A 20,422-nucleotide genomic window follows, 5' to 3' on the forward strand; every position below is an offset into this window, starting at 1 on the left:
GATGACAACCTGATCGGCAGCCCGACGCGCGCCAAGGACCTGCTGCGGGCGATGATCCCCTGGATGGAGCAGCGCGGCTACCCGTTCGAGCTGAATACCCAGGTCTCGGTGAATCTCGCAGCCGACGCGGAACTCCTCGACCTGATGATCCGAGCCGGGTTCCAGCGCGTGTTCGTCGGGATCGAGAGCACCGATGCGGCGTCGCTCGAATTGAGCGGCAAGCGGCAGAACCTGGCGATCGATCTGAACGACGCGTGCGGAATCCTCACGAGGGCGGGCCTGCAGGTCATCGCCGGATGCATCATCGGGTTCGACCACGAGGAGCCCGGCGTGGACCAGCGGCTGATCGACTTCGCCGCACGGAACCAGATCCCGGAGATGTTCGTCACGCCGCTGCAGGTCGGGCCGGGCACACGCCTGTGGGAGAGGCTCGAGCGGGAGGGGCGGTGGCTTCCCACCGCGTGGAGCGATGACTTGGGAAGCCAGACGGGGTCGATCAACTTCGAGACGACGAGACCGCTCGAAGAGATCAACGCCGAATTGGCTCACGTCTACGAAGCCCTGTACGAGCCCGGCGCGTACATCGAGCGTGCGTTCGGCCAGTTCGCCCGCATGCGCCCGCCGACGTTCCAGAGGGCGTTCCTCATGCCGACCGCCAGCGAACTCCGTGCGCTCGCGATCATGCTCTTCCGCCAGACGGTGTTGTACCGGTCGCGTTGGACGTTCCTGCGCCGGCTCGCTCAGGCGCTGGCGCGGTTCCCGGAACGGGTGCCGGCGTACCTCGCGGCGTGCGTGATTGGCGAACACTACTTCGAGTACCGGCACACCGTGTCCGGGCAGCTGGCCGGAGCCGCCAGCCGCTGGACGCACGAGCGTGGCCCGCGCGAAGCCAGCACACCCGCCGCTCCCTGACCTGCGCTGCCGGACCACTTCTCACGGCCGGATCCAGCTTTCTGCCGGCGATCCGCCCGGTCGTCGATCGGCGTGGACATCTGAGCGATGACCTCCGGCCGAGCGCGAGCCTCGCGTAGCAGGACCCGCTCCACAGGTTCACCGCCGTGCCGCTCAGATAGCCCTCGGCGCCAACCGGCAGGAACTCCGCCGACGGGCTCGTCTCCCGGGCGAACATGCCGACGGCCCCGCGGGGGCTGGCCATCAGGTAGCGATCGACGGTGACCTTCAGACCGTGTGTTGCGTGAGTGAAATCGACCGTCAGCAGTTCCTGGAAGTCGAATCCCAGGTAGGCCTCGGCGCCACCGTCGATGTACTCCCAGAGGTTGGCCAACCCGAAGTGGCGAGGTGTGGTGGTGCGCGTCCAGCCCGGCACAGCATTGTCCTCGGGCAGCTTTGGCTCACTGCGCGTGGAGCAGCCTCACACTTCTTCTGCCGTCGCGCACTCATGCTAGGATCGGACCGTTCCGAAAGAGGCTAGCCCTGAGCGAAGGCCAGGAGTGCTGTCGGCCGGCATGGGATCCGCGCGCGGGATCGAAAGGAACTGGCGTGCGCCTCGACGAGCTCTTCGTCAGAACCGCGAAGCGGTACGAGAAGAAGGTGGCGATCGTCGACCGCGCCACCAACCAGCGCGTGTCGTACAAGGCCGCCCTGCTTCGCTCGCTGATCCTCGCCGAGAAGCTCAAGTCGTTCGACGAGGGGTTCGTCGGCATCATGGTGCCGACCAGCGGCGGCTGCATCTACGCGATGCTGGCCGTGCTCCTGAGCGGCCGCACGCCGGTGATGATCAACTACTCGACCGGCGCCGCCGACAACTGCCTGGACGCCCAGCGTCGCCTCGCCTTCCGGACGATTCTCACGTCACGAACACTGCTGGATCGGATCAAGTGTCCGGTCGTGGACGGGATGGTGTGCCTGGAGGATCTGGCCCGGAACGTCTCGGTCCTCGACAAGGTGCGGGGCGCCCTCCGCGCGTCGGCGTCCGCCGACCGCATCGTCGCCCGGCTGCGCCGGCGCAGGGAGGACGAGAATGCGGTCATCCTGTTCACGAGCGGCAGCGAGAAGGAGCCAAAGGCCGTCCCGCTGACGCACGGCAACATCGCGGCCAACCTGACGGCAATCGCCCAGGTGCTCGATTTCGGCGCCGACGATGTGATGCTGGCGAACCTGCCGCTGTTCCACGTCTTCGGCCTCACCGTCAACCTGTGGCTGCCGGTCGAGCGGGGCATGACGATCGTCACGTGCCCCAACCCGCTCGAGTTCAAGTCCGTCTGCGGCGCCATCCGCGACGAGGCCGTGACCGTGATGGTCGGCACGCCGGCGTTCCTCGCGGGGTACCTCCAGAAGTCCGATCCCGGCGACTTCCGAACCGTCCGCCTCATGATAGCGGGCGCCGACAAGTGCCCCGAGCCGCTCCGACGCGGCTACTGGGACAAACACCGCATCATCCTGCTCGAGGGCTATGGGGCGACCGAGACGAGCCCGGTCATCTCGGTGAATACACCGCAGCACAACCGGCCCGGGTCGGTCGGCAAGCCGCTGCCCAACGTCGAGGTCCGGTTGGAACACTACGACACGGGCGAGACGTGCGCGGTCAATCAGATCGGCAAGGTGCTCGTCAAGGGCCCGAGCGTGATGAAGGGGTACTTCGACGACTTCGAGGCGACGGCCCTTCACATCCGCCACGGGTGGTACGACACGGGCGACATGGGCTACCAGGATGATGACGGCTACCTGTGGCACGTCGGGCGCCTGCGCCGCTTCCTGAAGGTGGCGGGCGAGATGGTGTCGCTCGTCAAGGTGGAGGACGTGCTGGAGAAGTTCCTGCCCGACGACTGCGCGTGCTGCGTCGTCGAGGTGCCAGACGCCCTTCGCGGCGCGCGGATCGTGGCGGCCGTGACGGCACAGGTGGACGAGCGGAGCGTCCTGTCCCAGATGACCGAATCGTTGCCCCGGATTGCCATTCCCAAGCAGTTCGTCATACTGCCCGAGTTGCCGAAGATGAGCAGCGGGAAGCTGGACTTCCGCAGGATCACGGAGATGGTGCGGGATCTCGTCCAAAAGCGCGAGCCTCACGCGAGCGCCTGACGCTCCGCCCCTCACCTCATCAGCGGGGCGCGCTCCGTACCCCGCGACAACGCCTCGATCGTCGCGCGGATGGCGCGCGGCGCCGCCGGAGCCGCCGCGACAGTGGGCATTCGTGGGCGGGAGTCGAGGGCGACCACAACTGGTGTATAACCTGAGGGCATGTTCCTGACCACAGCTGAAGCCGATGCCATCGACGCGGCGGTGGCCCGCGTCGAATCGCGGACCGGCGTGCAGGTCGTCACGGCCATCGTGGGCAAGTCGGACGCCTACGTCGAACTGCCCTGGAAAGCGTTCGCACTGGGCGCATCACTCGCCGCTTGCGCCGTGGTCATCGCCGACGCGACCTCCCCCGAGTGGATCACGGCCCGCACGGCGCTCCTCCATGCCGTGACGATCCTTGGCATCGCCGCCGCATGTGCGCTGCTGGCCGTGTTCGTCCCGCCGTTCGGGCGGCTCTTCCTGCGCAAGACGCGGCGGGACGTCGAGGTGCGCCAGTACGCGGAATCGCTGTTTCTGAAGCACGAGATGTTTGGCACGCGCCGACGCACCAGCGTGCTCGTCTTCATCAGCCTGTTCGAGCGCCGGATCGAGGTCCTGCCCGACGTCGGACTTCACGAGCGCGTGAGCGAGGCGGACTGGCGCGCCCTCGTCGGCCGCATAACCCCGCTCCTCCGGCGGGCCCGAACGTCTGACGCGCTGCAGGAAGGGCTGACCGCGCTCGAATCGCTGCTCGTCGAGAAGGGATGCTGCGCGACCGAGGCCGGCCCGAACGAACTGCCCAACCTGCCCATCGAGGAGGCCGGCGCATGAGGCAGACTCCGCGACACCCGGCGTGGTTGGCGCTGCTGCTCTTGTGCGCCACACCAACAGCAGCATGGGCCGCGATCGACGTCCCCTACCTGACGGGCCGTGTCGTCGACAACGCCAACATCATCGAGGCGTACACCCGCGGGCGGCTGTCGGAGCGCCTCAAGGCGCACGAGCAGGCGACCGGCAACCAGATCGTGGTCCTGACGGTGCCGACCATCCAGTCCGTCAGCATCGAAGAGTACGCGGTGAAGGTGTTCGAAGGCTGGAAGCTCGGGCAGCAGGGAAAGGACAACGGCGTGCTGGTCGTTGTCGTGCCTCAGGATCGGAAGATGCGCATCGAGGTCGGGTACGGCCTCGAGCCCACGTTGACCGATGGGATGTGCGGCCAGATCATCCGCAACGTGATGACGCCGCAGTTCAAGACGGGCAACTACGATCGCGGCATCGAAGAGGGCGTGGGTGTTCTCATCGCGCGGCTCGAGGGAACGGGCGAGGTCCCGAATGCGCCTCCATCCGAGGCGGCGGCGTCGAGTCGGGATCTGTTCAAGGGGCCGGACCTGCCCTGGACCCAGCGTCTCCTCATTGGCGCGTTCATCTTCGGGATCATCGGGCTGTTCACGGTGATCGGGGTGCTGACGCCGGGCGTCGGGTGGTTCCTGTACTTCTTCCTGATCCCGTTCTGGGCGATGTTCCCGATCGTGGTCGTCGGCGTCAACGGGACGGTCGGTCTGCTGGCTGCCTACCTCATCGGCTATCCGGCTACCAAGATCCTGCTGGCCCGAACGGAGTGGTACAAGAAGGCCGCCAAGGACCTGAAGAGCAAGGGGACCGCGAGCATCGGCGGCTTCACCATCAGCGGCTCGGGCGGATCGTCGGGCTTTTCATCGGGCGGCGGTTTCTCGGGCGGCGGTGGGAGCTCGGGGGGCGGTGGCAGTTCGGGAAGTTGGTGAAGGCGTCAGTCGGCTACTTCGTCACGGCACCGGCGTCGGCCAGAACGCCGATACGGCGCAGCCTCACGACCGGTCGCGCCGCGTCTCGCGACGCGGCCAGGTCCACGTCGAATTCGGCCACCCAGTCGTTCTCCATCTCCGGGTCCACGAGCATCTGCTGCACGCGCAAGGTCTGACCGCCGCCGGCGGGCTCGACGTAGGTGTGGCGGATGTTCCGCGCTTCCGGATCGAGGCGGAGCAACTGGTGCTCGGTCCGGTAGGCCTCGATCGCGGTACGCAGCCGCTCGGGCGTCCACGGCTCTCCCGCCGCGTCCTCCGGGCTCGCGAGTGCGTCCAGCGCCGCCTGGTGGCTCCCGATCGACCACGCACGCAGGAACGTGAACACCGAGGTTCGGATCGCCGCCGTGAACTGCTTGGTGTCGCGCGTGATGTCGCGATCCGCCTCCGCGGCGCCCGGCGGCCGGAGGTCCTGGCCGCGCGGCCCGGTCGGCTCGTACGGCCGGTAGTCCGGGTCGCGCATCTTCTCCCACTCGTCGGCCAGGCTCGAGTCGACCTGCTGGATCAGCGTGCGCAGGTACAGTTCCATCTCGAACACCTGGTCGGTCTTCACACCATCGGGCACCGTCTGGCTCAGCGCCTTGTAGACGCTGTTCAGGTGCCGCAGCAGCAGGCCCTCGGCGCGCTCGAGGTCGTAGTCGAGCACGTACTCCGCGAACGATCGGAACTGTTCGAACATCTCGCGTGCAATCGACTTGGGTCGGATGTTCTCCTCGCCCACCCACGGATGCCGGTCGGCGAACGCGTTGAACGTCGTGTAGACGAACTCGCGCAGCGGCTTGGGGTACTCGAGTTTCTCGAGTTCCTCCATGCGCTTGTCGTACTCGACGCCGTCGGCTTTCATCTGCGCGACCGCGCGGTCCTTGATCTTGTCCAGTTGCCGCCTGAGGATGAGTTCGGGATTCTCGAGGATCGATTCAACCAGCGTCACCAGGTCGAGCGCGTATTCCGGCGAGTCCGGGTCGAGCAGCGGGATGGTCTCGAGCAGGTAGAGTGACAGCGTCTGGTCCATCGAGAAGTCGTCCTGCAGATCGACGTTGACCTGCAAGGTCGATCCCTCGGGCGTTCTCGGAATGAACTCCACGATGTGGCGCGTGACCAGCGCACGGAACAACTGCCACGCCCGACGCGTGTGCGCCTTCTTCGCGGCGGCGGTCTCGTGACAGTCGCGGATCATGTGTCGCATCGCGCGGCAGCCGTCGCCGCGGCGGCTGAGCACGTTGAGCAGCATGCCGTGCGACACGTGGAACCGCGAGACGAGCTGCTCGGGTTGGGCGGCCATGAGCCGCTTGAAGGTCGCCAGGTCCCAGTTGACGAAGTTGTGGTCGGGCGGCCGGCGCTTGACGACCTTCTTGCCGTCCCGGGCCGCCTTCTCGCTGAGCTTGATGTTCTCGATCACGTGCTCCGGCGCCTGCACGACCACGAAGCCGCGCGTGTCGAAGCCCTTGCGTCCGGCCCGCCCCGCGATCTGGTGGAAGTCGCGAGCGCTGAGATGCGCGGTCTTCTGCCCGTCGAACTTGCACAGCCGCGTGAACAGCACCGTGCGGATGGGCACGTTGATGCCGACGCCGAGCGTGTCGGTGCCGCAGATGATCTTCAGAAATCCGCGCTGCGCGAGCTGTTCGACGAGCACCCGGTACTTGGGAAGCAGACCTGCGTGGTGCAGGCCGATGCCGTGCCTGAGCCACTTGCGAATCTCCGAACCGTACGGACTCGTGAAGGCGAAGTCCTTGATGATCTCGGCAATCGCCGCCTTCTCTTCCCGCGTGCAGATCTTCAGGCTCGTGAAGTCCTGCGCGCTGCCTGCCGCGTCGGCTTGCGTGAAGTGCACGACGTAGACCGGGGTCTTGCCCTCGTCGGCGAGTTTCTCCAGCGTGTGCGCCAGCGGAATCTCGGCGTAGGCGAACTCGAGTGGCACGGGACGGTCGGTGGACTTCACCGTCACCGTCGGCCGCCCGTTGATCGTGGTGAGGGCCTGCTCGAAGAACGTCGTGTCGCCGAGCGTCGCCGACATCAGCAGGAACCGCGCCTGGGGCAGCGTCAGCAGCGGCGTCTGCCACGCCACGCCGCGATCGCGATCGGCGTACCAGTGGAACTCGTCCATCACCACGTCGTCGATCCAGGCGTCGGCGCCTTCTCGGAGCGCGATATTGCCCAGGACTTCCGCGGTGCAGCAGAGAATGGGCGCGTCGCGATTGACGGTGGCATCCCCGGTCGACAGACCCACCTGCTCGGGTCCGAATTCGCGGCAGAGCGCCATCCACTTCTCGTTCACCAGCGCCTTGATCGGACACGTGTAGACCGCACGTTGGCCCCGCGCCAGCGCCGCGAACAACATCGCCGACGCGACCAGTGATTTCCCCGATCCGGTCGGCGTGTTCAGGATGACGTTCTTGTCCTCGAGTAGTTCGAGGACCGCAGCCTCCTGCGCGGGATAGAGCGTGAGGTTCTTGCCGGCAATGTAGTCGAGAAAGCGTCCGAGCAGCCCGTCACTCGACTCATCGCCATTGTCAGGAAGGAAATCGCCCAGCGGTGCCGCCATGACACTCAGTTGTACCTCGAACAACCCTCAAACGGAAACAGGCTGTCGCCGGAACGGTACTGGTTCCGGCGATTCCCATCACGACAGCGGCGCGACCGGAGGAGCAGGCGCTCACCCGTTCACCATGCCGTTGAACGACGACCCGAACTCCGGCAGAACGCGCGAACGAATGGGCTCGTCTTCTCGAAACGAGTGCCGGTCGGCGATTTGGCGATCCTCGAATGCGATCACCTCGATCCGGCGTTCGTCCTGGAGGACCAGCCAGCACTCGAGCACTCCGTACCGCGCGAACCAGGTCAGGCGCTCTCCAAGATCCCCGATTCTCGGGTGCGGGGACAACACCTCGACGACGAGATCCGGCGCCCCCCAGATCCGATCCCGGACAATCCCGAGATTCGGGATGGTCACGTACACCAGGTCCGGCTGGATGACCAGGTCGTCCCGGCGGTCGAGCACCACGTCCACCGGCGAGAACCAGATCTGGCCGTTCGGGAACTCGCGCAAGTGGAGCATCAGGGCCAGGCCGATGTCCCTCAGGATCGCCTGGTGCCTGGGCGTCGGCGCCTCGGCCAACCGCACCGCGCCGAAGATCAGCTCCTCCGGCAGGACGGTTTCCGGCATTTGGAAGTACTCGGACACGGTCATCCGCGGTGCTGGTGCCACAACCACTCCTCTCATCGCGATTGCCTTCCTCGACCCCGACGACGACGATGCCATCGTCGACCGAGAAGATGCAAGCACGGGTTGAACCGTGTGCTTCCGCCCCACCCCCGCGAAGGGTCAGACGTCGCGGCGAGCTCCTGGGATCCACGAATGCGGGCCTCGTGCATCGACCGGCTCCTGCACCGAGACGCCTCCGTCTGCGGCCCGGCGCCCGCCGTCTGTGATCTCGGTCACGTCCGAAGGGGCGGTGGCACAGTGGAAGGTGAGAGGTGCTGATGACGACTTTCCGCTCGATGACCCGCGTTCCGGTCGCCACGGGCGCCGCCATGCCGGCTCCGTCGTACGGCTACGCCTGGTGGATCGGTCAGGCTGGCGCGGGCGAGGCAGGGGCAGCGGATCTTCGACATCGTCACAACGCGCATCGTCCCGGCCGTTAACAGCCCGTGGTGAAAGTCCCGCCGGCATTCGGCCGACGCTGCATCCCACCCGGCTGCGTTGCTCCTCCCTCGAATATGGCCCGATATTCTCAGTCGTCGCGCCTGGCCGGCTGGGCGCATCGTCGCCCTCGGTGCTGCGCCGCGACTTCCACCACGGGCTGTTCGCGCAGGTACTTCTCCGTCACAAACGCATACCATCGCTGCTCGAACTCGGCCGCCGTCAGGCCGACGGTACCCGAGAGGTCGCCGTTGGCCTGAATGAGACGAATCAGTCCGTCCCTTCCCCACGTCGCCACGATGAACTCGCCCAGCACAAAACCGACGTCGTAGATCTGCAGGCTGGAGGCGTAGTCGCCGCTCAGCTGGGCCAGTGTTGGATAGTTGCCGTTTTGCATGTAGGGGAGCGTCCGCGGGTCCACGCGCTCGCCGTTCTCGTAGAGCGCCACCGCTTCCCACAGCCACCGGGGGTTGTTGCCGAGCCGGGGGTTCACCCGCAGCGAAACACAGTGTGCCAGTTCGTGCGTGGTTCGTCCGGCAGCATTGGCACCGTCGAGGATGGTCACGTTGGTCGGGCCAACCACATACCCGGTCGCGCCGACGACGCGACGGCCGATGCTCGCCGCCATGTCGGCGTGGAAGGACTCGGTGTCGCTCCACACCTCCACCGTCGTGACGGGCAGGTCCGCGACGCCCAGGTCGGCGGACAGGCGGGGGAACTCGGTCTCGAGACGCTCGGCAATCTGAGTCGTCGTCGTCGCCGTCGCGTGATTCGCCCACACGCGGAAGTGCGCCGTCTCGAGCCGGAGGGAGAGCACCTCGAGTGGGACGCTTGGGCTGACGGCAGATGCTTGTCCGCCGCAGCCGCAAACAGCGACCAGCCCCGACACCACCAACGCGCATCGGGTTCGGTGCATGGTAGACCCCGATGACCGGCTACAGCCGGTCGCCGAGCAGTTGCTCGAGTCTCTCCCGGTAGTTGCGCGTGAGTTTCAGGTCGATGCCCCCCGTGAGGCGCACGAAGTGTTCGCCCCGTGACGCGGGCACCAACTCCTGAACTCGCTCGAGGTTCACGATGGCCAGCAGGAACACGTTCCACACCGGCGCGGGCCCGATCCGGCCGCGTTCGAACGGGACGAGCCGAACACCCCAGACCACCAACGGCGTCAGGAGGGCGTTCAGTCCCCAGTTCCCTGCAACACCCAGGAGGGCGTTGGGCCAATCGTGGTAACCCTTGTACGAGACGTCCACGAGGCCGCGGACAACCAGCAGTGAGCTCCCAACGAGCAGCCAGGACGCCATCAGCACCAGGGTGAACCTGGCCCAGTGCTGCGTGCGCGACGGGCCGTCCTGCCTGGTCGTCATCGTCGAGCCTCCCTCGCGTTCCCAGCGGACGGCCATCATTGTCTGCGTTGTGCGGCCTGGCGGTCCTCTCGGTCGAGGCCGCCGCGGGGGCTACTAGGGGTTCTGTCGCAAGCGGACCTGCTGTGCGTCGGCGAGGTGCTCCAGGATCCGGGCGGTGTCTTCGATGGAGATGCAGGCGTCCGTGATGCTCTGACCGTAGACGAGATCGCGACCAGCCTCGTAGTCCTGCCGCCCCTCGACCAACTGGCTCTCGATCATCACACCGCAGATCTGTCGCGATCCCGACGCCACCTGCCGGCACACATCCTCCGCAACCACTCCCTGCCGGCGATGGTCGCGCTGGCTGTTCCCGTGCGAGCAGTCCACCATGACCATGCCTGGCAGTCCCCGCCCCGTCAACTGCGCGCACACCGAGTCGACCGTGGTGGCATCGTAGTTCGGCCCGGTCTGGGCCCCGCCGCGCAGGATCACGTGGCAGGCGTCGTTGCCGGTCGTCTGGAGAATGGCGGAGACGCCCTGCTTGGTCACGCCAGGGAACCAGTGCTGGTGCCGGGCCGTCACGAGGGCGTCGATCGCCACTTGCGTGTCCCCGTCCGTGCCGTTCTTGAAGCCGACCGGCATCGACAGGCCGGACGCGAGCTCGCGGTGGACCTGGCTCTCCGCGGTGCGGGCGCCAATCGCGCCCCACGACGTCAGGTCGGCGATGTGCTGTGGGATCTGCGTGTCGAGAAATTCCGAGCCGGTCGGCAGGCCGAGTTCGTTCACGTCGAGCAGCAGCCGCCGCGCCAGGCGCAGCCCCTTGTTGATCCGGTAGCTGCCGTCGAGATCGGGGTCGTTGATCAGACCTTTCCATCCGACCACGGTCCGCGGCTTTTCGAAGTAGGCCCGCATCACGACCACGAGGCTGTCGCCGAGCGGTCTCGCGATGGCCATCAGGCGACCGGCGTATTCGAGCGCGGCCGCGGTGTCGTGGATCGAGCACGGACCGACGACGACGATCAAGCGCGGATCGGCACCATGGAGGACGCTCGTGATGGCGGCGCGAGCCTCGGCCACCACATTCGACGCCTGCTCGCCGAGCGGAAGCTCCTCGAGCAGAATCGCCGGCGGGATCAAGGGCCGGACGTCGCGAATTCGGAGATCGTCGGTCGGCCTGAGCATGCCATCAGTCTCCGTTCCTCGTTCCTCGTTCCTCGTTCTCCGTGCACCGTTCGACGTCGTTCGTTCCCCGCCCACGTCGGCATCGTTTCGTGGCCTGCTACAGTCGTCCGCCGAGGAACGCCTCGTACGCGGCCAGATCGAACAGCCCGTGCCCGGACAGGTTGAACACGATAACCCGACGCTCGCCCGCCTCGCGCGCCTCGAGCGCGTGACGGACGGCGCTGTGGATGGCATGCGCCGACTCGGGCGCCGGGATGGTGCCTTCCGAGCGGGCGAACTTCACCGCGCTCTCGAACACCTCCCGCTGGTCGTACGCTTCGGCTTGCACGACGCCCGCGGCCAGCAGGTGGCTGACGATCGGGGAGGAGCCGTGGTAGCGCAGGCCGCCCGCATGCACCGGCGCGGGCATGAACCGGTGTCCGAGCGTGTGCATCATCATGAGCGGCGTGGTCCCGGCGGTGTCGCCAAAATCGTACTCGCGCGTACCACGCGTCAGGCTCGGGCACGAAGTCGGTTCCACCGCGATGGCGCGCAATTCCGGGCGCGCACCCGACAGCTTGTCTTTCAGGAACGGGAACACGAGGCCGCCGAAGTTGCTGCCGCCGCCGTGACACCCGATCAGGATGTCCGGGTAATCGCCCGCCAGTTCCATCTGTTTCTTCGCTTCCTGCCCGATGATGGTCTGGTGGAGCAGCACGTGGTTCAGCACGCTGCCGAGCGCGTATTTCGTGTCGTCCCTCTGGGCGGCGTCCTCCACCGCCTCGGAGATCGCGAGGCCGAGGCTGCCCGGCGAGCTCGGATCCTCGGCGAGCATCGCGCGCCCGGCCGCCGTCAGGTTCGAGGGACTCGCGACGATCTCGGCGCCATAGGTCTTCATCATGATGCGGCGGTACGGCTTCTGGTCGTAGCTGATGCGCACCATGTAGACCATGCACTCCAGGCCAATCAGCCGACAGGCGCAGGAGAGCGCACTGCCCCACTGCCCCGCCCCGGTTTCGGTGGCCAGGCGGCGCACCCCTTCCTGCTTGTTCACGTACGCCTGCATGATCGCGGTGTTGAGCTTGTGGCTGCCCACCGGGCTCACGTGTTCCGACTTGTAGTAGATGCGCGCCGGCGTGTCGAGCGCCTCCTCGAAGGCACGGGCACGGAACATCGGGGTCGGCCGGTAGAGCCGGTAGATGTCGCGCACCTCGTCAGGAATCTCGACCATCGGCTCCTGCGACATCTCCTGCGCGATGAGCCCTGACGGGAAGATCGGCGCGAGGGCCTCCGGGCCGATCGGTTCACGCGTGACCGGATGGAGCGGCGGCAGCAGGGGCGTCGGCAGATCGGGCGCGATGTTGTAGAAGTGGGTCGGGATTTCGTTTTCGGGCAGCGTAATCTTCGTGTCGGTCACAACAGCCCCTCGGGGGATTGATTGGAGCCCGGCGAACCGGGCGTCGAACGGGAACGCAAGGTGGGGGAGGTCGAAGGATACCACGCCTGGGGCGGGTGATAGGATCCAGTGGTGACCTCGCCTCCGCCCGTCGCGCCCGACAGACGGCCCGCCCCATTGGTGCCCTTGCGCTGGATCGTCACCAGTGTGCTCGTGCTCTCAACCGCGCTCAGCTTCCTCGACCGACAGGTGCTCGCCGCACTGGCGCCGGTTCTCAAAGAGCAGTTTCATCTTTCCAACGAGGGCTACGGCTACATCGTCTCGGCGTTCTCGCTGACGTACGCCGTCTTCGCGCCTGGCGCCGGACTGTTGATCGACCGCGTCGGACTGGGTCGAGGCATCGCAGCGGTCGTTGGCCTGTGGTCGGCGGCTGCCGCTGCAACCGGACTGGTTGGCGGCCTCGCGGGACTGCTGGCGTGCCGAGCAGCGCTCGGCGCGGCCGAATCGGGCGGCATTGCGGGCACGGCCAAAGGGTTCGCCGTGTACCTGGAACCCGGCGAGCGTGCGATGGGCACGGCGCTGAACCAGGTGGGCATCACCCTCGGCATGGTGGCCGCCCCGCTCTTCGTCGGGTGGCTGGCGGCTTCCTACGGATGGCGTGCGGCCTTCGTCGCCACCGGCCTCGTCGGCTTCGCGTGGATTCCCCTCTGGGTCCTGACGGTTCGACGCGTGCCGTTGCCGACGACCGCGACCGGCGACACCCCGAGGGCGACGGCGAGCGACCTGGCGCACGACTGGCGGCTGTGGGGCCTGGCGGTCGCGAACATTCTGATGATGATGGTCTACAGTCTCTGGATGAACTGGACGACCGTCTTCCTCGTGTCCGCCCATCACCTCTCGCCGGCTGACGCCAATCGCCGCTTCGCGTGGATCCCACCCGTGTTCGCGTCGCTCGGCGGGCTCTTCGGCGGCTGGTACTCGATGCGTCGGGCGCGTGCAGGCAACCAGCTCTACGCCGCCCGGCTGCGGGTCTGCGTCGTCAGCGCTGTGCTGCTCACCTGCACCGTCGCGGTGCCGTGGGTGCCAAATGTCTCGGTGGCGACGGCGCTCATTGGCGCGAGCTTCTTCATGGCTGTCGCCATGAGCGCAAACATCTACGCGATGCCGCTCGACCTGTTCGGCGCGGACCACGCCGCATTCGCCGTGTCGGTCCTCACCGCATCGTACGGCCTGATGCAAACCGTCGCGTCGCCGCTTTTCGGCAGGCTGATCGACGGGTATGGGTTCGGTCCCGTCTGCGTGGGGTGCGGCGTCCTGCCGCTCGCGTCCGTGGCGGTGCTGGTTCTCGTGGGCCGTCAGCCGATCCAAGCCGAGCGGGCTTGATCCGCCCGATTCCATCCCGGGGCTCCGTCGGTGAAGTCGAAGGGGGCGACCAACGGGGAATGGCGGACAGACGGCAGAGCGGATCGGCTGGCCGCGCCGATTCGGCTAGGGCAGGATCGCGACCGCCCGCACTGGTGACCCATCCGCCGCTTCGAACTTCAACGGAAGACACGAGAAGAGGAACGTCCTCCCGATGAGCGCGTCGAGGCCGGTCAGGTTCTCGACGAGGATCATCCCCGCCCGGAAGAACGCGAGGTGATTCCCAAATTCGTCGGCTCCCACTGGGTCGGCCGAAATGGCGTCGAAGCCGACACCGAGAAGGCCCTGGTCGACGAGCCAGCGCGCGGCGTCGGCAGACAATACCGCGAACCCCGAGAAGTACTGGTCCTGCCCCCAGTAGCGTGACCAGCCGGTGTGAAGGAGCGCGAACGAACAGCCGGCGACGAGGTCTGCATGCCGGGTGAGCGTCGAGGCTTCGATGGTCGTGTGGCCCGATACGTCGATCACGCACGCCCGGCCGACAAAGTGGTCCACGCCGAGCCGGTCGAGCGTCGGAGCGTTCCCCAGCATGTGCGCCGGTGCATCGACGTGCGTCCCGGTGTGCGAGTACATGCTCAGCAGCGTCTCGGCAAACCCGTTGCGCTCCACGGTGTTCGCCTGGCGGAGCACAGGGGGCTCGGTTCCCGGATAGACAGGCATCGCGGGCCCGATCGTCTGCGTCAGATCCAGAACGGTCTGCATCCCCCCATGGTACGACAGGGTTCGATTACGCCGCCAGTTCGCAGAGCACGTCGACGTCGAACAGCGAAATCGACGAGTGCCGATAGCCGTCCAGCAGACGAGAAATCCCGGTCAGGTGGGTGGCGCCGACGATCGCGACGCACCGATCCTGCGGCTTGCGATGGCGCAGCACTTTGATCTGCTCGGTCATGTAGGGCTCGCGCCTCGGATCGTAGACGGCCCGGCGGTAGTGGTCGTTGACCGGGAAACGGTCCCAGTTCGCGACGTTCTCCTCGTATCTCTCCCGGAGCACGCCGCCCGATTCGTCGTAGTATCCGTCTTGCAGGGCGCGCAGCAGTGCCACGAAACCGCGGAGTCCGTAGTCGAGGGCCGGCTGGTTCCCGGCAAAGAAGCGGAGGTTCTGGATGGGCGGACGCCCGGCCTCCGGTGAAATCGCCTGTCGGATCGGGTCGATGTTCTCCTCGGGCAAGTCGATGTGGCACACCTCCGTACGGGGATGCCGCTCGGCGTACTTCATCGCCACCTTGAGCTCGAAGCCGTAGCAGGCGTTCAGCAGGTGCGCGCCGGCCTCCATCGCCGCGATGTGCTTGACCGCCCAATCGACGGGGAGCCCCGCGTAGCGCTGCTTGGCCGCTTCGAATGCTGCTGGATCCGCCAGATACTTCTCGGCAGTCCGGACGTACCTTTCCTGTGCATCCCGGTAGATCGAGTCGGGGTCGAAGTCGAACTGCCCTTCGAAGAGCTTCGCGCGTGCTGCGCTTGTTTCGACGGCAATGATCGACGGCTGCAGAGCCTGCAGCACGGTGGCGAGCCGGCTGAAACCATCGAGATCGGCGTGGACGGTGCCGACCAGAACGAGTTCGTTGACATGGACCAACATACGCGATCGCCTCCGGCGATCTCCTGGCTGGCCTGACCCAGGCGGTCAACCGGCGGCCAGCTCAGCATTTTCTGCCTGCCGGCCGCCACGGTCTGACACTGCAATCCCGGCACCAGCGGCGACCTTCTGTTGGCGAAAGGAAATCCCGCGGAAACTGGCTCATGTGTCGGCTGGCCGTCGCCCATTTACGGAAATTGGTGTCGCTTTGTCGCCTTCGCTGGCACCGACGACGATTGAATGGAGACCGGAACTCGGAGACCAGCTCATCGGGGGATTCGGGAACGTGGGACCGCCCGAGTTGACGAGCTGGGGCGGCGACGCCGGGAGGCCGCGAGGCTCAGCGCCCGCCCAGCGTCAGGGCGCCGGCTGCCACTACGCGGCCGTCGGCCGTGACCTCACCCTCGATCTTGACGAGGCCGCCCATCCGGCCGGCGACGCGGGCGGTTGCCTCGAGTACGGCACCGGGTCCGGCGGGTGCTGGAAACTTGAAGCCGCCAAACGCGGCGACGCGGAGGCCGCCCGGCTGCGACGCCTGTCCGGCGCATGCGGCCACGCCGCCGGTCTGGGCGAGCAACTCCACCAGGATGATGGCGGGGACGACAGGCTGGCCCGGGAAGTGGCCCTGGAAGTACCAGTCCTCGGCATGCGCGACGCGGCGTCCGGTCGCCGACCGACCCGGGACGAGCGCCGTCACGGCCTCGACCAGACGCATCGGAGGCTCGTGCGGCAGAGCGGCCAGCGCGGCGTCCTCGGGTGTGAGGTCCGGCGTCATCACCAGTCCGCGTCGAGGTCCGTTCGTTCGAGCACGAGCGGTTCGCCGAGCCCGAGTTCTGCCAATCCAGGTTCGACCTGGGCGCGGTCGCCCACCAGTGCCACCGTCATCCGATCCGGGTCGAGACGCTGCGCAGCCGTCGTCACCGCGGCGGCGTCCACCGCGTGGATCGAGGGAATGAACTGCTCGAACGTCTCGGCGGGCAGGTCGAACAGCGCGAGCTGCGCCAGACCACGTGCCACCTGACCGGCCGTCTCGAACCCGCGAGGATACCCGCGGGTCAGCGACGACCGTGCCAGCGACATTTCCTGCTCGGTGGCAGGCCGGCATCCGGCGATCTCGACGATCTCCTTCATCGCTTCGCGGACGGCGGCGGCGGTGACCTTTGTCTGCACCGCCGCCTGCACCGCGAACGGCCCGGCGGCCCGCCTGAACTCGAAGCCGCTGCGCGCTCCGTAGGTATAGCCCTTGTCCTCTCGGAGGTTCATGTTCAGCCGGCTGACGAACTGGCCGCCGAGGATCGCGTTCAGCACGAGCAGTGCGTGATAGTCGGGCGTCTGTCGCGGCACGGCCACCTGGGCGATCCGGACTTCGGACTGGGCGGCCCCCGGGCGGTTCACGATCACCAGCCTGGCGGCCGGTCGGTCCGGAGGTGGTGGCAACTCGGGCACGGTGGGATGCGCGGGAGTGGCCGCTCCCGGCGACCAGGACCCAAACGCGCGCTCGACCGCGTCGTACATCTCCTGGTGGGTCGCGTCCCCCACTGCAACGAGCGTGACCGCCGGCGGGCGCCACATGGTCGCGTGGAACGCGGCGACCTCCTCGGGGCGAAGGCCCTGCAGCGAGCGGGTCGTGCCGAGCGGCAGGTGGCCGTACGGATGGTCGGGATACAGCACGCGGATGAGGGTGCGGTCGGCCACAGCCGGGGCCAGGTCGCGGAGCTGCATCAGACGGGTGAGCCGCAGGTCGCGCACGCGATCGACGTCGGCGGCAGCCAGCCGCGGCCGGCACACGATCTCGGCCAGCAGATCGAGGGCCGCGTCCTTGAAGCGCGAAAGTGTCAGCAGCGACAACACCGTCGCATCCGACCCCACCTCGGTCTCGAGCTGCGCGCCCAGTCGCGACAGCGCGTCCTCGATCTCGAGCGCCGATCGCGTCCCGCTGCCCTCGTCGAGCAGATCGGCCGTCAGGGACGCCAGGCCCGGCCGGTCGGCCGGATCGCTCGCCGCGCCGGACGACAGCATCAGCAGGAACGAAAGAACCGGCACCTCGCGCTGCTCGACCGTCCACACGTGCATGCCGGTGGACAGACGGCGCCGGGAAACGACGGGAAAATGGAAATCTGGATCCGGGCCAGGCTCCGGCAGGCGCGAACGATCGACGATGGTCACGAGCACACCACCTTGGTGGAACCGGCCAGCGCCAGATCGAGGCGGCCGCGAGGGACGACGCTCACCGCCACGCGCGGTGCGCGGACGAGGAAACTCGATACGGCCTCTGCCACCGTCGCCGGTGTGGCCGAGCGGTAGCGCGCGAGATCGCGGTCGAAGAAGCCGGGGTCGCCAACAAAGATGTTGTACTGATTGAGCTGATCCGACTTGCCGCCGAAGCCGCCAACCGTCTGCACCCGATAGATGAACTGCGCTTCCGCCTGTGCAAGGCTGCGCTCGAGTTCTGAGGCGCTCGGACCATCGGCGGCGACGCGTGCGAGTCCCGCCGTGATCATCTCGTCGAGTTCCGTGAGCGTGTGGCCCGGCGCGGCGGTCGAGACGAGTTGGAAGAAGCCCGACAGCTCGCGCGACTGTTGCAGGGCCGCCACGTCGGTGGCAAACCGCTTCCTGTAGACCATCTCTTCGTAGAGGCGCGAGCTCTTGCCCTCGGCCAGGACGTCGGCCGCGAGATCGAGGTCTGCGTCGCCCGGCGCGAAGATGGACGGAGACAGCCACGTGAGGTAGAGGCGTGGCAACTCGACCGCGTCTTCGAGGACGACACGGATCTCCGAGACCAGGCCGGCCGTGCACGAGATCGGCCCGGCCGCCGGGCCCGCGGGAATCGATCCGAAGTAGCCGTCGGCGAGGCGGAGAGCCTCCGCAGTGTCGATGTCGCCCGCCAGCACCAGCGAGGCGTTGGCCGGGTGGTAGTACCGCGCGAAGAACGCGCGGACATCGTCGAGACTGGCGGCGCGCAGATCCTCCGGGCTGCCGATGGTGAGCCAGTGGTACGGATGGTCCGGCGGGAACAACGCGGCGACGATCGCCATCGAGGCCATGCCGTACGGACGGTTCTCGTAGTTCTGGCGCCGCTCGTTCAACACGACATCGCGCTGGTTGCGGAACTTCTCCTCCGTCAGCGCCGGCAGCAGAAACCCCATCCGGTCCGACTCCATCCACAGCGCCAGCTCGAGGCTGCTCGTCGGCACGACCTCCCAGTAGTTGGTGCGGTCCGTGTTCGTCGAGCCATTCAGCACGGCCCCCGCCTGCTGGAGCGGCTGGAAGAACCCGTGGTCGTAGTGCTCGGACCCCTCGAACATCAGGTGCTCGAACAGATGCGCGAACCCCGTGCGCCCCGGCTGCTCGTTCTTCGAGCCAACGTGATACCACAGGTTGACCGCCACGATTGGACAGCGGTGGTCTTCGTGTGTCACCACCGAGAGGCCGTTGCCAAGGACGTGTTTCTCAAAGGGAATCTGCATCGAGGTCTCCCCTCAACGCTATCACAGTCGGCAGGCGGCGGCAGATCCCGATCTGCAAATGCAGACTCGCGAAGGAAGAGGGGAGAAGGCAGGCCCCACATCCGGCGTTTTTCGTTTTCGATTTCTCCGTTTCCATTTAGGATGCATCATCGCGTTCTGCCTCCAGAAAGTTGATTCCCGCTTGGCCGACATCCCGAACGGTGGCGCCGCGCGCGCCGGTTCCATCTCTCCATGGCTCGTGCTCGCCCTGCTGGCGCTTGGCGAGTTCCTCGGCATGACGCTCTGGTTCTCGGCAACCGCCGTGACCGGCGCGCTGGTGGGCGAGTTCCGTCTCTCGGCCGGCCAGACCGCGTGGCTGACGATGGCCGTGCAGGGCGGGTTCGTGGCGGGCACGCTGGTGAGCGCGGTGTTGAACCTGCCCGATCTGATCGCCACCCGGCGTCTGTTCGCGCTCGGCTGCTTCTGCGGTGCCGTCGTCACCTCGGCGATCACGTTGACCCACGGCGCGACCCCCGCCATCGCGCTGCGGTTCGCGACAGGCGTCGCGCTCGCATTGGTCTACCCGACCGGAATGAAGATCGTCTCCGGCTGGTTCAGGGATCGGCGCGGCACGGCGCTGGCCGTGCTCGTCGCCGCGCTCACCGTCGGGCAGGCGTTCCCGTATCTGCTCGCGTCGCTCGTCGGCTCCGCAAGCTGGCGGACGCAGATGCTCGTCACCGCCGGCCTGGCGGTCGTCGGCGGGTTGATCGTGTTGCTGTTCGTCCATGAGGGGCCCTACGATGCGCCGGCCGAACGCTTCGATCCCCACGCCGCGGTCCGCGTCTACATCGACCGCCGCACCCGCTTCGCGGTGTTCGGCTACCTCGGACACCAGTGGGAGTTGTATGCGATGTGGACGTGGATTGGCACCTTCGCCGGCGCAAGCCTCGCAGCGCACGGCCAGACCGAGGTGGCGCGCGCGGCGTCCGCCGTGGCGTTCATCGGCGTCGGAGCCGGGGCGATCGGGTGCCTCATGGCCGGCTTCGCCGGCGATCGCCTCGGCAAGGCGCGGGTCGCTGGCCTGGCGCTGCGGGTCTCGGGGTGCTGCGCACTCCTGTCGGGCCTGGTCTACGGCCGCCATCCCCTCCTGCTCTTCCTCTTCGTGGCCGTCTGGGGCACCGCCGTCGTCGCCGACTCGGCGCAATTCTCTGCGCTCGTGGCCGACAACAGCCGTCCGGAGTACGTGGGCACCGCGCTCACGGTCGAAACCTGCAGCGGCTATCTGCTGACGATGCTCACCATCCGCCTCGTCCCGACGCTCGCGGGGTTCTTTGGCTGGCAGTGGGTGTTCCTCGCGCTCGTGCCCGGGCCGGTGTTTGGGGCGTGGGCGGTACGACGGATACAAGTCGGAACTGACGGTCTCAGTCGAGACTGACGCACTCAGTCGGACGACGAGCCTGCCAGTCGGGGCTGACGATGTCAGTCGGAGCTGACGATGCCAGTCGGGGCGGGCCTGCGCGCCCGCAGCGCCAGCGATGACCCGAAAACGAGCAGGCAGTTGGCAGGCCAGCGACCGGCC

Annotated in this window: 18 protein-coding genes; 7 read left to right on the forward strand and 11 right to left on the reverse strand. The window is 67.2% G+C overall.

All coding sequences use genetic code 11. The features are described from left to right. The 4 genes from VGK32_04845 to VGK32_04860 all read left to right on the forward strand — a co-directional run. The coding region (locus tag VGK32_04845; GenBank protein HEY3381072.1) for a DUF4070 domain-containing protein at nucleotides 1-912 on the forward strand (912 nt) is incomplete at its 5' end. A 588-nt stretch (nucleotides 913-1,500) separates the two neighbouring features. Then, entirely contained in the window at nucleotides 1,501-3,039 is a 1,539-nt protein-coding gene (locus VGK32_04850) for an AMP-binding protein (GenBank protein ID HEY3381073.1), read from the forward strand. A gap of 159 nt (nucleotides 3,040-3,198) precedes the next feature. Then, the gene (locus tag VGK32_04855) at nucleotides 3,199-3,849 is read left to right on the forward strand and encodes a TPM domain-containing protein (protein ID HEY3381074.1); all 651 of its coding nucleotides are present in this window, start codon (nucleotides 3,199-3,201) and stop codon (nucleotides 3,847-3,849) included. Further along, nucleotides 3,846-4,799, forward strand: a complete 954-nt coding sequence (locus VGK32_04860; protein ID HEY3381075.1) for a TPM domain-containing protein — start codon at nucleotides 3,846-3,848, stop codon at nucleotides 4,797-4,799. Before VGK32_04855 ends, VGK32_04860 begins: the two co-directional genes overlap by 4 nt. 13 nt (nucleotides 4,800-4,812) lie before the next feature. Here VGK32_04860 and VGK32_04865 read toward each other — a convergent pair whose 3' ends face one another. Next, complete coding sequence (locus tag VGK32_04865; GenBank protein HEY3381076.1) at nucleotides 4,813-7,398, reverse strand: DUF3516 domain-containing protein; 2,586 nt, start codon at nucleotides 7,396-7,398, stop codon at nucleotides 4,813-4,815. Between the two features lie 111 nt (nucleotides 7,399-7,509). Continuing rightward, nucleotides 7,510-8,061, reverse strand: a complete 552-nt coding sequence (locus VGK32_04870) for a Uma2 family endonuclease (GenBank protein ID HEY3381077.1) — start codon at nucleotides 8,059-8,061, stop codon at nucleotides 7,510-7,512. Between the two features lie 275 nt (nucleotides 8,062-8,336). On the opposite strand from VGK32_04870, the gene VGK32_04875 reads away from it, so the two are divergent. Continuing rightward, nucleotides 8,337-8,498, forward strand: a complete 162-nt coding sequence (locus VGK32_04875) for a hypothetical protein (protein HEY3381078.1) — start codon at nucleotides 8,337-8,339, stop codon at nucleotides 8,496-8,498. A gap of 89 nt (nucleotides 8,499-8,587) precedes the next feature. On the opposite strand, the gene VGK32_04880 is transcribed toward VGK32_04875, so the two are convergent. The 4 genes from VGK32_04880 to VGK32_04895 form a co-directional block, all read right to left on the reverse strand. Beyond that, entirely contained in the window at nucleotides 8,588-9,412 is an 825-nt protein-coding gene (locus VGK32_04880) for a hypothetical protein (GenBank protein ID HEY3381079.1), read from the reverse strand. A 19-nt stretch (nucleotides 9,413-9,431) separates the two neighbouring features. Continuing rightward, nucleotides 9,432-9,860: a hypothetical protein gene (locus tag VGK32_04885; protein HEY3381080.1), complete on the reverse strand. Its 429-nt coding sequence runs from the start codon at nucleotides 9,858-9,860 to the stop codon at nucleotides 9,432-9,434. 93 nt (nucleotides 9,861-9,953) lie between these two features. Next, nucleotides 9,954-11,021 carry a 3-deoxy-7-phosphoheptulonate synthase gene (locus VGK32_04890; GenBank protein HEY3381081.1) on the reverse strand — a complete coding sequence of 356 codons (1,068 nt, stop codon included), beginning with the start codon at nucleotides 11,019-11,021 and terminating at the stop codon, nucleotides 9,954-9,956. A gap of 97 nt (nucleotides 11,022-11,118) precedes the next feature. Continuing rightward, complete coding sequence (locus VGK32_04895) at nucleotides 11,119-12,417, reverse strand: TrpB-like pyridoxal phosphate-dependent enzyme (GenBank protein ID HEY3381082.1); 1,299 nt, start codon at nucleotides 12,415-12,417, stop codon at nucleotides 11,119-11,121. A gap of 186 nt (nucleotides 12,418-12,603) precedes the next feature. Between VGK32_04895 and VGK32_04900 the strand changes: the two genes are divergently transcribed. Continuing rightward, entirely contained in the window at nucleotides 12,604-13,779 is a 1,176-nt protein-coding gene (locus VGK32_04900) for an MFS transporter (protein ID HEY3381083.1), read from the forward strand. Between the two features lie 105 nt (nucleotides 13,780-13,884). Here the strand turns inward: VGK32_04900 and VGK32_04905 are convergent, their stop codons facing one another. From VGK32_04905 to VGK32_04925, 5 genes are all read right to left on the reverse strand, one after another. After that, nucleotides 13,885-14,520, reverse strand: coding sequence for a cyclase family protein (locus tag VGK32_04905; GenBank protein ID HEY3381084.1), 636 nt, complete (start codon nucleotides 14,518-14,520; stop codon nucleotides 13,885-13,887). 25 nt (nucleotides 14,521-14,545) lie between these two features. Next, entirely contained in the window at nucleotides 14,546-15,400 is an 855-nt protein-coding gene (locus tag VGK32_04910; protein ID HEY3381085.1) for a hypothetical protein, read from the reverse strand. 337 nt (nucleotides 15,401-15,737) lie between these two features. Beyond that, nucleotides 15,738-16,172, reverse strand: a complete 435-nt coding sequence (locus tag VGK32_04915; GenBank protein HEY3381086.1) for a hypothetical protein — start codon at nucleotides 16,170-16,172, stop codon at nucleotides 15,738-15,740. Then, nucleotides 16,172-17,569, reverse strand: coding sequence for a pitrilysin family protein (locus tag VGK32_04920; GenBank protein ID HEY3381087.1), 1,398 nt, complete (start codon nucleotides 17,567-17,569; stop codon nucleotides 16,172-16,174). The genes VGK32_04915 and VGK32_04920 overlap by 1 nt, the downstream gene beginning before the upstream one ends. Next, nucleotides 17,560-18,864: a pitrilysin family protein gene (locus VGK32_04925; protein ID HEY3381088.1), complete on the reverse strand. Its 1,305-nt coding sequence runs from the start codon at nucleotides 18,862-18,864 to the stop codon at nucleotides 17,560-17,562. Before VGK32_04925 ends, VGK32_04920 begins: the two co-directional genes overlap by 10 nt. A gap of 181 nt (nucleotides 18,865-19,045) precedes the next feature. Here VGK32_04925 and VGK32_04930 point away from each other — a divergent pair, with 181 nt between their 5' ends. Next, entirely contained in the window at nucleotides 19,046-20,278 is a 1,233-nt protein-coding gene (locus VGK32_04930; protein ID HEY3381089.1) for an MFS transporter, read from the forward strand. Nucleotides 20,279-20,422 lie beyond the last annotated feature (144 nt).

The organism is Vicinamibacterales bacterium (genome assembly GCA_036504215.1).
Taxonomy (GTDB): Bacteria; Acidobacteriota; Vicinamibacteria; order Vicinamibacterales; family Fen-181; genus FEN-299.